Below are 14,606 nucleotides of genomic sequence, written 5' to 3' on the forward strand. Positions count from 1 at the left end.
GATGTCGTGCATGACCGACATGACGTTCCGCCCCGCCGGGCCCGGAGAACTGGCCGCCGTCGCCGAGCTGCGGTGGCGCTGGATGGAAGAGATGTACGGACCGGGCGGAGCCCCGGTGGAGGAGTTCGTTCCCCGGTTCACCGCCTGGGCGCGGGAGAACGAGCGCACGCACCGGTGCACGGTGGCCGTCCGGGACGGCCGCGTCATCGGAATGGCCTGGCTGGCGGTCACCCGGCGGGTGCCGCACACGCGGGCGTTCGAGCGGGCTTCGGGCGACCTGCAGTGTGTCTACGTCACGCCGGAGGAGCGGGACCGGGGCGTGGGCGGGGAGCTGATCGACGCGGTCCTCGAACAGGCCCGGGAGCTCGGTATCGAACGAGTGGTCGTGCACTCCACCGAACGCGCCGTGGCCGCCTACGCCCGGCACGGCTTCGCCTCTTCCCACCGGCTCCTGGAGGTCGAAGTCCCACGTGACGGCATGATCTGACGAACACTCGGCCCTGGGCCGGCCCGGGGCTCGGCCCAGGGCTCGGTCCGCCCTGCGGACCGCCGCCCGATATGGCCGGTCCGGGGATGTCCGGGCCTGCCGCGTCGTGTCATCGGAGGCACCCCCTCCGATCGCTCCGATGAAGATCCGATCTTTCGCGGACAGATGGCTCCACCCGCGCGTGCGCGGGCGTACGCTGAACCTCCGAACAGGCCGGGGGGTAACCAGCGATGACGGACCACCGGCGCCGGACGCAGATGCGGCGCACCATGCTCGAACGCGAGGCCGAACTGGTCACCGTCGACGATGCCCTGGACCGGCTCGCCGGTCCCGAGGCCGACGGAGGCGGAGCCCTGCTCGCCTTCTCCGGCCCGGCCGGCCTCGGCAAGACCACCCTGCTCGCCGAGTTCCGACGCCGCGCCCACGCCCGGCACTGCACCGTGCTCTCCGCCCGCGGCGGCGAACAGGAACAGAGCCAGCCCTTCCACGTCGCCCGCCAGCTCCTCCAGCCCCACCTGGCCGGCGCCGGCGAGGAGGAACTCCGATCCGCCCTCGGCTCCTGGTACACCATCGTCGGACCCGCCCTCGGACTGTGCGCACCCGAGGAAGGCGGTCCGCCCGACCCGCAGGGCCTGCGCGACGGCCTCGACTGGGTGCTCACCCACCTCGCCGTCCAGCGCGCCCCCATGGTCCTCGTCCTCGACGACGCCCACTGGGCCGACCCCGAATCGCTCGGCTGGCTCGCCGCCTTCGCCCCGCGCGCCGAACACCTTCCGCTGCTGCTGGTCGTCGCCTACCGGCCCGACGAACTCCCCGCCCACGCCGAGGCGTTCCGTACCCTCCCCGGCCGAGCCGGGCAGCGCCCCCTCACCCTCGAACCCCTCACCGCCGACGCCGTCCGCACCCTGGTCCGGGAGACCGTCGGCACCCACGCCGACGAGGTCTTCTGCCGGGAAGCCTGGACCGTCACCGCCGGAAACCCCTTCGAGGCCGTCGAACTCACCGCCAAGGTCCGCGCCCTCGCCATCGCCCCCGTGGAATCCAGCGCACCCCTGCTCCGCGATCTCGCCGCCGCCCAGCAGGGCGACGGACTCGTCGCCCGGCTGCACAGCCTCGGCCCCGCCACCGTCCGGTTCGCCTGGGCCTGCGCCGTACTCGGCACCGCCATCCCGCACGAGATCGCCGCCCGGATCGCCGCCCTCGGTACCGCGGAGACGTCCGCCGCCACCGCCCGGCTGCGCGCCGCCCGCATCCTCTCCGCCGCCGGAGAGGACGACGAGGGCCTCGAATTCGTCCACCCGCTCATCGCCACCGCCCTCTACCGCTCCATCCCCGAAGCCCTCCGGACCGCCCTGCACGGCAAGGCCGCGGCAGCCGTCGTCGATGCCGGGCTCGGCGCCTCCGCCGCCGCCCGCCACCTCCTCGAAACCCACCCGGAGAACGACCCCTGGGTCGTCCGCACCCTCCGCGAGGCCGCCCGCGAGAACCTCCGGGCCGGCGCCCCCGAAGCCGCCCGCCGCCAGCTCGCCCGCGCCCTGCTCGAACCACCCGACTTCGGCGAACGCGCCGCCGTGCTCTACGAACTCGGCTGCGCCTCCCTGCTCACCGAACCCGCCAACACCGTCAACCACCTGCGCGCCGCCCTGGACGAACCCTTCGACGACCCCGCCCTCCGCCAGGGCATCGTCATCCGGCTCGCCCAGGTCCTCGCCCACAGCGACCGCCTCGCCGAAGCCTCCGAGGCACTCGCCGCCGAGATCCCGCACACCGCGGACTCCCGCAGCAAACTCCGCCTGACCTCCGAACAGTTCATGTGGGACGCCTTCCGCTCCGACGAACCCGACTCCCCGGCCCGCTCCCGCCGCCTCGCCCGCCTCGCCGACCGGCTCACCGGCCGCGACCTCACCGAGCGGTACGTCATCGGCCTGCGCGCCTGGGACGCCACCCTGCGCGGCGAACCCGTCGACGTGGTCCTCCACCACTCCCGCCGGGCCCTCGGGGACCGGCTCAGCTGGGCCGAGGAGGACCGCGGCTTCGAAGTCCCCGTCCTCGTCGCCCTCACCCACCTCTACGCCGACCGCCCCGGCCGTGCCGAGGAGCTCTTCGAGGCGGGCACCGCCGAATTCGAACGCCGCGGCTGGCGCGGCGCCCACCTGTCCTTCGCGTACAACCTGCACGCCTACATACGCTTCCGGCGCGGCCGGCTCGCCGAGGCCGAGGAACTGGCCAGGGCCGGCCTCTGCCTCGCCGAGCGCGTGGGCCGCCGCACCCCCGTCCACTGGTACGCCGTCGCCATCCTCGTCGAGATCCTGCTCGCCCGCGGGCGGACCGGCGACGCCTGGGAACTCGCCCGGGAGCACGAGTACGGAGAACCCTTCCCGGCCGCCGTGGTCTTCCCCGACTCCCAGACCGTCTACGCCGAACTCCTCCTCGCCCGCGGCGACCGCAAGGCGGCCGCCGCCGAACTCGAGGCGGTGGACCGGCGGCTGACCCCGCGCGGCATCCAGAACCCGTCCTGGTGCCCCTGGCGGCTCCACCTGGCCCGCGCGGTGGCCCCCGACGACCCCGCACGGGCCCGCGACCTGACGGCCGAAGCCCTCCGCCGGGCCCGGGCGTTCGGCGCCCCCTCCGCCATCGGACAGGCCCTCCGGTACGCGGCCGAAGTGGCTCCGGAGGCCGACCGGATCCCGCTGCTGACGGAGTCCGTCCAGCTGCTCTCCGCCTCCCCGGCCGGCTACGAACTGGCCTGCGCCCTCGCCGCGCTCGGCACGGAACTCGGCGACACCGAACTGCTGACCCGGGCCGTGGTCACGGCCCGCGAATGCGGAGCCGACGGCCTGGAGGAGCAGGCCGTGAACGCCCTGCTCCGGCTCGGCGGCGACTTCCCCTGCAGATTCGCCGCCGAGGAGGGCCTGACCGAGGACGAACGGGAGGTGGCGGAGCTCGCCGTCCGCACCACCCCGCCGCCCCTGGTCATCCTCGACCACCCGCAGCGCCCCGCGGACGCCCTGCTCTCGGCCGTCTACCGCAAGCTCGGCACCGACCGGGCCGGCCTCGCCGAAGCCCTCGCCGCCGCCGGCGCGGGCTCCGCCCGCCCCTGAGAAGGAGCCCGGCGTCCGTGGCGTGAACGTTCAAGACGCCCGGCGGGCGCCGGCCATAACGTCTTCCCCGTCAGAGAACGACGGGGAAGAAGACCATGCACGAATACGGGAGTTCCACGCTGGTCACGGCGGTGCAGCGGGCACTCGCCGAGGACGGCATCACCGCCGCGGCACCACCGGTGAACGGAGCCCTGCTGCCCTTCGAGGCCAAACGCCGGTACCTCACCGGCATCGCGGCGCGCCACGGGCTGCTGCCCCTGCTGCGGGTCGGCCGCGTACTGCCGCGGATGGGATCCGACCCGGCCGTCTCGGCACTCCTGCACGCCGGCACCCCGCTCGACCTGTTCGAGCGCTGGGGCCGGCTGGAACGGTTCACCCACTCGCGGAACCGGGTCGTACTCGCCGGGACCGGAGAACGGGAGATACGCGCCCGGCACGCCGGCCCGCCCGGATCACCGCCCGAACCCGCGGCCGACGCCCTCGTCCTCGGGGCGCTCACGGAGCTGCTCAGGGCCATCGGCCTGCAGGAGGTCACGGTCACGGCCGGAGCCGCCACGGCCGGCCGGCCCCCGGTCCGCGTCTACGCCGACGGCGCCTTCACCCGGCCGGCGCACGGAGCGGACCTCGCGCACTGGCGGTTCACCTGGACGGCCGAGACCCGGCCGCCGGCCCGGCCGGGCGGCCCCACCTGCCCCTCCCAGGACCCGGTCTCCCGCGCCCGCAGGCTCCTGGACGGAGACCTCGGACGCCGCTGGAGCCTGGACGCCCTCGCCGCGGGCCTGGGCGTGTCCTCCCGCACCCTGCAGCGCCGCCTCCACCCGGCCGGCGGCTTCCGGGGACTGATCGCCACCGCCCGCGCCGAGGCCGCCGCCGACCTCCTCATGAACAGCCGGCACGCCCTGTGCATCGTCGGATTCGCCTGCGGCTACACCGACCAGTCGCACTTCACCCGCGACTTCAAACGGCGTACCGCCATCACCCCGGCGGCCTACCGGGCGGCCTTCACCCGCACGACCCGCCGATCCCACGCCATGAAGGGAACCGCATGAACCTCAGCGGCAGAACCGTCCTCGTCACGGGCGGCGCCCGCGGCATCGGCCGGGAACTCACCCACCAACTCGTCGGGCAGGGCGCCCACGTGGTGGCCGTCGGCCGCGACCCCGGCCGGCTCGCCTCCCTCGCCGCCGAGCACACCGGGCGCGTCACCACCCACACCCTCGACCTCGCCGACGCGCACGCCGTCGACGCCTTCGCCGAGGAACTGCCCGGGCGCCACCCCGAGCTCTCCGTGGTCATCAACAACGCCGGGGTTCAGGAGCACACCGACTTCTTCCGGGACGACCCGCGCACCGCCCGCCCCGCCCTCCGGCGGGAGCTGGCCGTGAACCTGGACTCCGTCGTCACCCTCTGCACCACACTGCTGCCGCACCTGGACCGCCAGGGATCCGCCGCCATCGTCAACGTGACCTCCGGCCTGGCCCTCGCCCCCAAGGCGTCGGCGCCGGTCTACTGCGCCTCCAAGGCGGCCGCGCGGACGTTCACCCGGGCCCTGCGCTACCAGTGCGAGGACGCCTCCTCCGGCATCCGGGTGATCGACGCAGTGCTGCCGCTGGTCGACACCGACATGACGCGCGGCCGCGGCCACGGGAAGATCAGCGCGGCGGAGGCGGCCGAGGCCGTGATCCGGGGCATCCGCCGCGAGACCGCGGAGATCCGCATCGGCAGGGTCAAGCTGCTGCAAGCCGTGCTGCGCCTTTCCCCGTCACTCGGCTACCGGATCCTCCGCAAGGGGTGATCCACCGGAGTCCGGCAGCGGCCTGGCAGAGTGGGACCGTGGAGCGGAACGTACTCATCGTGGACGGCGCCAACGTGGTCGGATCCGTCCCGGACGGCTGGTGGCGCGACCGGCGCGGCGCCGCCGAACGCCTCCGCGACCGGCTCGCCGCCGCCCCGCCCGGAACCCTGCCCGGCAGCGCCCCGGAGACCACCCCGGTGATCGTCCTGGTGGTCGAGGGAGCGGCTCGCGGGGTGACCTCCGTCCCCGGCGTACGGGTGGACAGCGCCCCCGGCAGCGGCGATGACCGCATCGTCGAACTGGCCGCCGAGTACGCCGGCCGCGGCTGCGTCGTGGTCACCGCCGACCGGGAGCTGCGCGCCCGGGTCGAGGTCCTGGGCGCCACCTGCACCGGCCCTTCGGCCCTCCGCCCCTGACCCGGCCCGGGGCCGAGCTCCGGGCCGAGCCCGGGGCCGGGCCCGGGGGCCGGGCCGGAAGCGGGCCCCCGAGCCGGAAAAACTCACACGGCCACGTACCATTGCCGCATGTCCTTCCTCCGCCGCCACCGCGCCGCCACACCCGCAGGCCCGGACTTCGACGTCCTGGCCATGGATCCGGGGGACTGGCCGGGCAATCTCGGGGCCGGGCTGCTGCCCGCCGCCGACGGCAGCTGCCAGGGTGTCTTCCTCCGCTACGACCTCTTCGGCGGCCGCGGCCCCGCGATGATCATCGGCAACCTGCCCGAGGGCTCGCCGGCCCGGGAGCTCGCCGAGAAGCAGGTCCCCTTCGAGGTCGCCCAGCTCCTCGACGCCCTGGAGAACGACGAGGACGTCGAGGTCACCGGGGTCGAGGACTGCCCCGTCATGCAGGGCGACAACCTCCTCATCGTCCGCCGGATCAAGCTGTCCGAGTCCCGGATCAGCTGTGTCCAGTTCGACCGAAGCGACAACGTGCTGGTCACCATCGCCAGCTGGGACCGGCCGATCACCGACGACCTCTACGCGCTGCTGAAGCCGCTCCCGGCCGAGCTCTTCCAGCAGGGCTAGACCCCGGGTCACCGCCGGGCGGTACCTACGTGGCGGAGTCCGCGATGTCGTTCGCCGCCACGTAGCCGAAGGTCATCGCGGGCCCGATCGTCGAACCCGCCCCCGCGTAGCTGTGGCCCATCACCGCCGCGCTCGCGTTCCCCGCCGCGTACAGCCCCCGGATCACCGATCCGTCCGGCCGCAGCGCCCGCGCGCGTGCGTCCGTCACGATCCCGCCCTTCGTGCCGAGGTCTCCCGGCACGATCCGGAAGGCGTAGAACGGCGGCGCCCACAGCGGGGCCAGGCAGGAGTTCGGGAGCACCCCCGGGTCGGTGTAGTAGTGGTCGTACGCCGTGTTCCCGCGCCCGAAGTCCGGATCGGTGCCGTTCCAGGCCTGCGCGTTGAACCGGTTCAACGTCGCCCGGAAGGCGGCGGCCGGCACCCCGATCTGCCCGGCCAGCGCGTCCCAGGTCCACGCCTTCCGCACCGCGCCCGACGCGTACCAGGAATCCGGGAAGACGAACGTCGGCAGCACGTCCTTGAACAGGTACTTGCTGCGGTAGTTCTGATCGACGATCAGCCACGCCGGGATGTGCGAACCGGGCGCCCCCCGGTCCTTCTCGTACATCACGTGCACCACGTCGCTGTACGGGGCCGCCTCGTTGACGAAGCGGGTGCCCCGCGCGTTCACGATCAGCCCGCCCGGCAGCGTCCGCTCGGCCAGACAGAAGTACGGCTCACCGGGCAGCGGGATCGACGGACCCCACCAGGCGTCCTCCATCAGCGCGAGCGCCGCGCCCGCCCGCTCCCCGGCCCGGATCCCGTCCCCGGTGTTCTCCTTCGCGCCCACCGTCCACTGGGTTCCGATGGGCTGCTGCTGGTACCGGGCGCGCATCTCCGCGTTGTGCTCGAACCCGCCCGAGCCCACGATCACCCCGCGTCGGGCCCGTACGACGCCCCGCACGCCGGCCTTCTCCACCACCACGCCGGTGACGGCCCCGCCCTCCTGGACCAGGTCGACCAGCGGGCAGTCCAGCCACACCGGGACTCCCGCCCGCTGCAGCCCCGCCCGCAGGCCCGCCGCCAGGGCCTGGCCCATGGTCAGCGGCTTCTCCCCGCACAGCGCCGCCTTCGTGCCGCGCGCGAGGCACTCCGCGGAGACGGCGGCGCCACGGGCGTTCACTGCCGCCAGCGTCAGCCATTTGTAGTCCTGGCTGAACACCACCATGCCGGCGGGCACCGGCATGTACGCCGGGTTCAGCCGGGCCAGTTCGGCGCCCAGGACGTTCCCGTCGAGCTGGTCGGGCTCGATGGACCGGCCGTTCGGCAGCCCGCCCGGCAGGTCCGGGTAGTAGTCGCTGTAGCCCTCCATGAACCGGAACCGCAGCGGGCTGTTCGCCATCACGAAGTCCAGCATCCGCGGCCCGTTGCCGAGGAACGCGGCCTGCCGGTCCGCGGGCACCTCGCCGCCGACCACCGCCGCCAGGTACGCGGCCGCCTTCTGCGGGGTGTCCGGCACACCGGCGGCGAGGATCACCGAGTTGTTCGGCAGCCAGATCCCGGCCCCGGACCGGGCGGCGGAACCCCCGAAGGTCGGGGCCTTCTCGACCACGACCACGCTCAGACCGCGTGTGGCGGCCGTCAGCGCCGCGGTCATGCCGGCCGCGCCGGAGCCGACCACCACGACGTCGTACGCACCGAGCGGCGAGGCGTCGGCGGCGCGGGCCGTACCGGAGGGCAGGACGCCGGCGGCGAGCAGCCCGGCGCCGGTCGCGGCCAGGACCGTACGGCGGGCGGGTGAAGAGGACATGGCGGCCTCCAGGGGCAGTGGGCGAGGGGACCTGATGCTGAATCAGAAAAGTGTTCGGGGGATCATGTGAAGTCAAGGCGCGTGCGGGGCCCCGCCCCGCCGCCGTTCGAGGGAAGGTGCCGTGACGACGAACGAACGAACCGACTGGGACGGTGTCACCACCGCCGACGTGTACGCCGACGACACCGTCCGCAAGCGCGGACGCCTGGCCGATGCGGCCCGGGACGGCCGCTGGGAGCAGGTGCTCGAACTGCTGGCCGAGGATCCGGAACGGGTCAACTCCACCAGGATCGGAGGCGCGAGCGGATACTCCCCGCTGCACCAGGCCGCCTGGCACGGCGCCGGCCCGGAGGTGACCGGCCGGCTCGTGGACCTCGGGGCCTGGCGCACCCTGCCCACCGGCTCCGGCGAACGCGCCGTGGACATCGCCCTGTCCCGCGGCCACACCGACCTGGTGCCGCTGCTCACCCCCGTGGTGCGCCACCCCCTGCCGCCGGCCGTGCAGGGCGGGCTGGAACGCCGACTGCACGCCCTGATCGCCGCGGACAGCCGCGGACTCGCCGAACGGCACCGGCTGAGGATGCCGCCGCTGGGTCCGCTCACCGAACTCACCCGGCCGAGGATGTACTTCCCGGTCCCGGGCATGTACGGGGGCTTCTCCTGGGAGCTCGACGGCGCGGCCCTCGTGGTGGAGAGCTGGAGCCGGGTGGCCGGCGGTTCGGGACGCCGGCACCGCGTCACCCCCGAGGCCACCGAGCTGATCGCCGAGGGATTCGTCTGAGCGGCCGGGGCCGCGCGTACGGCCCACACGGGTGGCGGCCCTCCGGACCCCGGCACACCCTGGAGCGGTGAACGACGATCAGATGCCGGGCCGGGACGGCCAGGAGCACCCGTACCGCTATCCCGGCCTGCGGGCCGTCTACGTGAACTGCACCCTCAAGCGCTCGCCCGAGGCCAGCAACACCGAGGGCCTCATCGCCCGCAGCCGCGCCGTCATGGAGGCGAACGGAGTCACCACCGAACTCATCCGGGCCGTCGACCACGACATCGCCACCGGAGTCTGGCCGGACATGACCGACCACGGCTGGGAGACCGACGAGTGGCCGGTCCTGTACTCGCGGATCATGGCCGCCGAGATCCTCGTGCTGTGCGGCCCCATCTGGCTGGGCGACAACAGCTCCGTGATGAAGCAGGTCATCGAGCGGCTCTACGCCTGTTCGAGCCTGCTCAACGAGCAGGGCCAGTACGCGTACTACGGCCGGGTCGGCGGGTGCCTCATCACCGGCAACGAGGACGGCGTCAAGCACTGCGCCATGAACGTGCTCTACAGCCTCCAGCACCTGGGCTACACGGTCCCGCCGCAGGCCGACGCCGGATGGATCGGCGAGGCCGGCCCCGGACCCTCCTACCTCGACCCGGGGTCCGGCGGCCCGGAGAACGACTTCACCAACCGGAACACGACCTTCATGTCGTGGAACCTGATGCACCTCGCCGCGATGCTGAAGCAGGCGGGCGGCATCCCCGCCCACGGCAACCAGCGCTCGGAGTGGGACGCCGGCTGCCGCTACGACTTCCCCAACCCCGAACACCGCTGAGCCCCCGGGCGGAGGAAAGCTCCCGGGGGCTCAGGGCGGGGCGGGCGGGGCGTGGGGTGGACCCCGGTCAGCGGGTGCCGACCGCCGCCCGCACCGCTCTGCGGGCCATCCCGCAGTCGTCGTGCAGCCGGCGCAGCAGCAGGCGCTGTTCCTCACCGGAGGACAGGGCGCCCACCGGCAGTGGCTGCGTCGGGGCGGTCGACAGCATCGAGCGCTGGACGGCCATCTCCGACATCCGGATCTCCCTGGTCAGCACCAGCATCAGGTTCACCAGGAAGGCGTCCCGGGCCGCTGCGCCCTGCGACTGGGCCAGCCGGCTGATGCTCGACCGGGCGGCCGGCGCATCGCCCAGCACCGCCCACAGCGTGGCCAGGTCGTACCCGGGCAGGTACCAGCCGGCGTGCTCCCAGTCCAGCAGCACCGGACCGGCGGGCGACAGCAGCACGTTCGACAGCAGGGCGTCGCCGTGGTTGAACTGCCACTGCGGCCCCGACACCGCCAGCCCGTGCAGCAGCTTCTGCAGGTCTCCCAGGTCCCGGTCGGTCAGCAGCCCCAGCTCGTGGTACCGGGTGATCCGCGAGGCGTAGTCCAGCGGCCGGCCGAACAGGTCGCCCGGAGGGCGCCACTGGTTCACCCGGCACACCGCGCCGAGGACCGCGCGTACGTCGCCCCGCGGCGGGGCCTCCATCGGGTGGCGCTGCAGGGCGGCCACCCGGCCCGCCATGCGCTCCACCACCAGCGTGCAGTTCTCCGGGTCGGCCGCGATCAGCCTCGGCACCCGCACCGGCGGGCGGTGCCGGACGAACGCCCGGTACGCACTTATTTCGTGCCGGTACCGCTCGCGCCATTCCGGCGAGTGGTCCAGTAAAACCTTCGCGACGGCGGTCGCCCGCCCGGTGGTGCCGACCAGCAGGACCGACCGTCCGCTCCGGCGGAGCACCTGAACCGGAGCGAACTCCGGACAGATCCGCTGCACCGAGGCGAGCGCGGTGCGCAGTTGCGCTCCCTGCGGCCCCGACAGGTCGATTCTTCCGCTCAGCGGCTGGGCTCCGGCGCCCGGCATCCGCCGCGCCCGAACGGCGCCCTGCGCCGGGACGGCGGCGCGGCCGGGTTCCAGGTACGGGCCGCCGCCCGCCTGGAGCGTGCGGTGCGGCCGGACGGGGGCGGACACGGAGGACGATGCTGCGTACATGGTGGATACGGATCCCTTCGTGTGCCGACGAGTTGCGTACGCCGCCCCGCCCGATCCCCTCGTCACCCTGGGGAGTTCCGCAGGGGACCGGGTCGGGGAGGCGCATTCCTACCTGACACCCCGGCGCGGGTGGCGGAACATCGGGCGTGCCCTGGCGAACCCTGGCGAATAGTCGCTCGGCATCTGACCCGGGGTTACTGTCAACTCAGCCGAGAACCTGGGGGCTTGACGTGAGCAGAGGACCAAACACCCGTCTGAACGACCTGTTCGGCCTGGCCGGCTGGTCGAAGGGCGAGCTGGCGAGGATGGTCAACCGGCAGGCGGCCGCCATGGGCCACCACCAGCTGGCCACGGACACCTCGCGGGTGCGGCGCTGGATCGACATGGGGGAGACCCCGCGCGAACCGGTGCCCACCGTACTGGCAGCCCTGTTCACCGAGCGGCTCGGTCGTGTCGTGACCATCGAGGACCTCGGGTTCGTACGGCAGAGGCGCACCGCCAAACGGCAGCCGGACGGGGTGAAGGACAACCCCGACGGTGTGCCCTGGGCGCCGGAGCGCACGGCCGCGGTCCTCACCGAATTCACGGGAATGGACCTCATGCTCAACCGACGCGGTCTGATGGGCGCGAGCGCCGTGCTCACCGGCGGCTCCGCCCTCAGCAACGCCATGTACGACTGGCTGCACACCGAACCCCGGCGGGACCGGGACCCGCTCCGGTTCGCCGACTCCCACCACGCCGACCAGGCGGGATCCGACCGCTACGAGGCGGCCCCCATCGGTTCCCAGGAGATCGAGGCGCTGGAGCGCTCGGTGGAGGTCTTCCGGGCCTGGGACGCGTCCAGAGGCGGGGGCCTGCAGCGGAAGGCGGTGGTCGGCCAGTTGAACGAGGTCGGCGGCATGCTGGCGTACCACCATCCGGACCACCTGCAGCGCCGGCTGTGGGGGGTGGCGGCCAACCTGGCGGTCCTGGCAGGCTGGATGTCCCATGACGTGGGCCTGGAGCCGACCGCGCAGAAGTACTTCATCATCGCCGCGCACGCGGCCCGCGAGGGCGGCGACCGCCCGCGGGCCGGGGAGGCGCTGTCGCGGGCCGCCCGCCAGATGGTCCATCTGGGCAAGCCGAACGAGGCCCTGGACCTGATGAAGCTGGCCCGTTCCGGGGCCGGCGAGGAGGCGCTGCCGCGGACCCGGGCCATGCTGCACACCATCGAGGCGTGGGCGCAGGCCGCCATGGGCAAGGGCCAGGCCATGCGGCGCACGCTGGGCGAGGCGGAGGACCTCTTCGTGTCCGACAAGGGCGACGTGCCGCCGCCCTCGTGGATGCAGCACTTCGACGAGGCCGACCTGCACGGCATGCAGGCCCTGGCGTACCGCACCCTGGCGGACCACGACGCGTCGGCGGCGCCGATCGCCGCCCGGCACGCGAAGGAGGCGCTGCGGCTGCGCGCCTCCGGGCACAACCGGTCGCAGATCTTCGACTACATCTCGCTGGCCTCGGCCTGCTTCATCGCCGACGACCCGGAGCAGGCCGACCGGTACGCCCGGCTGGCGCTGGTCTCCATGAACGAGACCTCCTCGCACCGGACGTGGGACCGGCTGCGCGAGATGTACCGGCTGACCGGCGAGTACGCGGGCTACGGCCGGATCGAGGACCTCCGGGCGGAGATCGCGCAGGCTCTTCCCGGGAGCCCGGGTGTGGGGGCGCGCGGGACGGAGGTCTGAGCGGGGGGTTCCCGTGGGGGAACGGGGGTTCCAGCGGGGCTTTGGGGCGCGGTGCGAGCCGGTTCGCCCATCCGGGGAGCGGGTACGGGAAAGCGGGGTTCGGGGAGGCGGGGTTTCATGGCGCCGAGGCGCGCTGCGGTGCCGTGTGCCCACCCACCCCCAAGCTCTCGACTTCGCTCGAGCAGGGGGTACCCCCATCGCCCTGCGGCACGATTGCCCACACGGCGGTGCGGCTGCCCACACGGCGGCAGGGGCCCACACGGTCGTCAGCCGGTCGTGAGCCCCGTCGGGAGGGTCAGGCGCCGATGCGGGCGACGAGTACGCAGGCGTCGTCCTCGCGTTCGCCCTCTCCGAACTCCTCGATGACCAGCCGCACGCATTCCTGTGCCGACTTCGCAGCCGAGAACAGCGGGGCCAGCGCCAGCAGCCGCTCCGTTCCGTCGGTCTTGCTGAACTCGATGCTGCGCGGGGTCAGTCCGTCCGTGTGCAGGACCAGGACGTCGCCCACCTCGAGCCGCTCCTCCGCCTGCCCGTAGACCGCCCCGGAGGTCGCACCGAGCAGGATGCCCTCCGGTGAGGCGAGCGAGCGTCCGGAACCGTGCCGGAACAACAGCGGGGCCGGGTGCCCGGCCTGGGCCCAGGTCAGCACCCGGCCGACGGGCTCGTACCGGCAGCAGACGGCGGAGCCCAGCGCGGGCTGCACCGAGGTCTCCAGCAGCTGGTTGAGCCAGCCCATCAGCGGCCCTGGCGCGATGCCGGCCATCGCCATGCCGCGCAGCGCGCCGAGCAGCATGGCCATGCCGGAGGTGGCGGTGACGCCGTGTCCGGTCAGGTCGCCGACCGTCAGCAGGGAGCAGCGGTCGGGGAGTTCCAGCGCGTCGTACCAGTCGCCGCCGATCAGCGCGCTGCTCGCGGAGGGCAGGTAGTGCGCGGCCACGTCCAGCGCCCCGGTGCTTCCGTGCGGGAAGCGCAGGGAGCCGCGCCACGGGGGGAGCACGGCTTCCTGCAGTTCTACGGCCAGCCGGTGCTCGGTCCGCGCGATCTCCTGCTGCCGCTGCAGCGAATCGCGGGTCTCGCGCACCGCGCGCTGGCTCCGGCGCAGTTCGCTCACGTCGCGCAGCACGGCCCACATGGAGGCCGTGCAGCCGTCGGGGTCGAGGGCCGGCTCGCCCCGCATGTGGAGTGTGCGCACCCGGCCGTCGGCGCGGACGATGCGGAACTCCCCGTCGATCGGCCGCCCGTCCACCAGACAGGCCGTCACCATCGCGGTGAGCAGGGGCTGGTCCTCGGAGAAGAGGGTGGAGCCCAGTTCGTCGAGGGAGAGCGGCCCGGCCTCGGGGGACCGGCCGAAGATCTGGAACAGCTCCTCCGACCAGGTGACCTCGTCGGTGAGCAGGTTCCACTCGGCGCTGCCGACCCTCGACAGGTCCGTGCCCGGCTCGTACGGGGCCGGCTCGGGCAGGGCCTCGTGGTCGGGGGCGACCACGGACGGGATGCCCTCCTTGAGCTGCCCGAGGTGCTCGCCGAGATCGTCGAGCTGATGGACCGCGAGGTCGCAGAGAGCGCGCTGCCAGCGGCCCTGGGCGTCGTGTTCGTCCACGACGGTGTCGCGGCGCACCGCGTCCACATCACCGCGCAGCCGCCGGGTCTGCTTGATCAGCGCGTCCACCGACCCGTGCTGGGGCGGTTGCGCGGGACGGTCCGCGAACAGGTGGGACGGCATGGGGACTCCGATACAGGCGCGGCACGGCGAAGTCTGAGGGAAGGACTCGTGACGACTGTGGCACAGGCCGGGACACGCTGTAAGGCGTTTGGCAACATCCGTTAAGTCCTTGCGTGTGGCATATGCCAACGGCCTTCCGGCCGAGCTGAGCCGTGCGAACGGTTCCGGCCAGGGC

Annotated in this window: 12 protein-coding genes; 9 read left to right on the forward strand and 3 right to left on the reverse strand. The window is 73.5% G+C overall.

The window, feature by feature from the left end; all coding sequences use genetic code 11:
• Positions 1–10 precede the first annotated feature (10 nt).
• The 6 genes from ACGFQ9_RS21490 to ACGFQ9_RS21515 all read left to right on the forward strand — a co-directional run bounded on the left by ACGFQ9_RS21490 (position 11) and on the right by ACGFQ9_RS21515 (position 6,408).
• Positions 11–487 (forward strand): GNAT family N-acetyltransferase, encoded by a 477-nt coding sequence (locus ACGFQ9_RS21490; RefSeq protein ID WP_393575683.1) that lies wholly within the window; start codon positions 11–13, stop codon positions 485–487.
• 230 nt (positions 488–717) lie between these two features.
• The gene (locus ACGFQ9_RS21495) at positions 718–3,588 is read left to right on the forward strand and encodes an ATP-binding protein (RefSeq protein ID WP_393575685.1); all 2,871 of its coding nucleotides are present in this window, start codon (positions 718–720) and stop codon (positions 3,586–3,588) included.
• 95 nt (positions 3,589–3,683) lie between these two features.
• Positions 3,684–4,637, forward strand: coding sequence for a helix-turn-helix transcriptional regulator (locus ACGFQ9_RS21500; protein WP_393575686.1), 954 nt, complete (start codon positions 3,684–3,686; stop codon positions 4,635–4,637).
• Positions 4,634–5,383, forward strand: a complete 750-nt coding sequence (locus ACGFQ9_RS21505; protein WP_393575688.1) for an SDR family oxidoreductase — start codon at positions 4,634–4,636, stop codon at positions 5,381–5,383. Before ACGFQ9_RS21500 ends, ACGFQ9_RS21505 begins: the two co-directional genes overlap by 4 nt.
• Positions 5,384–5,421: 38 nt before the next feature.
• Positions 5,422–5,799, forward strand: a complete 378-nt coding sequence (locus ACGFQ9_RS21510; RefSeq protein ID WP_393575689.1) for an NTP pyrophosphohydrolase — start codon at positions 5,422–5,424, stop codon at positions 5,797–5,799.
• 108 nt (positions 5,800–5,907) lie between these two features.
• On the forward strand, positions 5,908–6,408 hold the full coding sequence (locus ACGFQ9_RS21515; RefSeq protein ID WP_393575691.1) for a hypothetical protein: 501 nt from the start codon (positions 5,908–5,910) through the stop codon (positions 6,406–6,408).
• Positions 6,409–6,433: 25 nt separating this feature from the next.
• Here ACGFQ9_RS21515 and kstD read toward each other — a convergent pair whose 3' ends face one another.
• Positions 6,434–8,197 carry a 3-oxosteroid 1-dehydrogenase gene (gene kstD / locus ACGFQ9_RS21520; RefSeq protein WP_393575692.1) on the reverse strand — a complete coding sequence of 588 codons (1,764 nt, stop codon included), beginning with the start codon at positions 8,195–8,197 and terminating at the stop codon, positions 6,434–6,436.
• Between the two features lie 121 nt (positions 8,198–8,318).
• Between kstD and ACGFQ9_RS21525 the strand changes: the two genes are divergently transcribed.
• Together ACGFQ9_RS21525 and ACGFQ9_RS21530 are read left to right on the forward strand one after the other, a co-directional pair.
• The gene (locus ACGFQ9_RS21525) at positions 8,319–8,978 is read left to right on the forward strand and encodes an ankyrin repeat domain-containing protein (protein WP_393575693.1); all 660 of its coding nucleotides are present in this window, start codon (positions 8,319–8,321) and stop codon (positions 8,976–8,978) included.
• Positions 8,979–9,060: 82 nt separating this feature from the next.
• The gene (locus ACGFQ9_RS21530) at positions 9,061–9,792 is read left to right on the forward strand and encodes a flavodoxin family protein (protein ID WP_393575995.1); all 732 of its coding nucleotides are present in this window, start codon (positions 9,061–9,063) and stop codon (positions 9,790–9,792) included.
• A 67-nt stretch (positions 9,793–9,859) separates the two neighbouring features.
• Here the strand turns inward: ACGFQ9_RS21530 and ACGFQ9_RS21535 are convergent, their stop codons facing one another.
• Positions 9,860–10,984, reverse strand: coding sequence for an aminoglycoside phosphotransferase family protein (locus ACGFQ9_RS21535; protein ID WP_393575694.1), 1,125 nt, complete (start codon positions 10,982–10,984; stop codon positions 9,860–9,862).
• Between the two features lie 230 nt (positions 10,985–11,214).
• Here ACGFQ9_RS21535 and ACGFQ9_RS21540 point away from each other — a divergent pair, with 230 nt between their 5' ends.
• Positions 11,215–12,708: a hypothetical protein gene (locus ACGFQ9_RS21540; protein WP_393575695.1), complete on the forward strand. Its 1,494-nt coding sequence runs from the start codon at positions 11,215–11,217 to the stop codon at positions 12,706–12,708.
• 295 nt (positions 12,709–13,003) lie between these two features.
• Here the strand turns inward: ACGFQ9_RS21540 and ACGFQ9_RS21545 are convergent, their stop codons facing one another.
• A complete protein-coding gene (locus ACGFQ9_RS21545) occupies positions 13,004–14,431 on the reverse strand; it encodes a PP2C family protein-serine/threonine phosphatase (protein WP_393575696.1) in 1,428 nt (475 codons plus the stop codon).
• Positions 14,432–14,606 lie beyond the last annotated feature (175 nt).

The organism is Streptomyces sp. NPDC048603 (genome assembly GCF_043199475.1).
Lineage (GTDB): Bacteria > Actinomycetota > Actinomycetes > Streptomycetales > Streptomycetaceae > Streptomyces.

Coding starts and splice junctions, on each gene's coding strand:
- ACGFQ9_RS21490 (WP_393575683.1), top strand. CDS start 11: ATGACCGACATGACGTTCCGCCCCGCCGGGCCCGGAGAACTGGCCGCC.
- ACGFQ9_RS21495 (WP_393575685.1), top strand. CDS start 718: ATGACGGACCACCGGCGCCGGACGCAGATGCGGCGCACCATGCTCGAA.
- ACGFQ9_RS21500 (WP_393575686.1), top strand. CDS start 3,684: ATGCACGAATACGGGAGTTCCACGCTGGTCACGGCGGTGCAGCGGGCA.
- ACGFQ9_RS21505 (WP_393575688.1), top strand. CDS start 4,634: ATGAACCTCAGCGGCAGAACCGTCCTCGTCACGGGCGGCGCCCGCGGC.
- ACGFQ9_RS21515 (WP_393575691.1), top strand. CDS start 5,908: ATGTCCTTCCTCCGCCGCCACCGCGCCGCCACACCCGCAGGCCCGGAC.
- kstD (WP_393575692.1), bottom strand. CDS start 8,197: ATGTCCTCTTCACCCGCCCGCCGTACGGTCCTGGCCGCGACCGGCGCC.
- ACGFQ9_RS21530 (WP_393575995.1), top strand. CDS start 9,061: ATGCCGGGCCGGGACGGCCAGGAGCACCCGTACCGCTATCCCGGCCTG.
- ACGFQ9_RS21535 (WP_393575694.1), bottom strand. CDS start 10,984: ATGTACGCAGCATCGTCCTCCGTGTCCGCCCCCGTCCGGCCGCACCGC.
- ACGFQ9_RS21545 (WP_393575696.1), bottom strand. CDS start 14,431: ATGCCGTCCCACCTGTTCGCGGACCGTCCCGCGCAACCGCCCCAGCAC.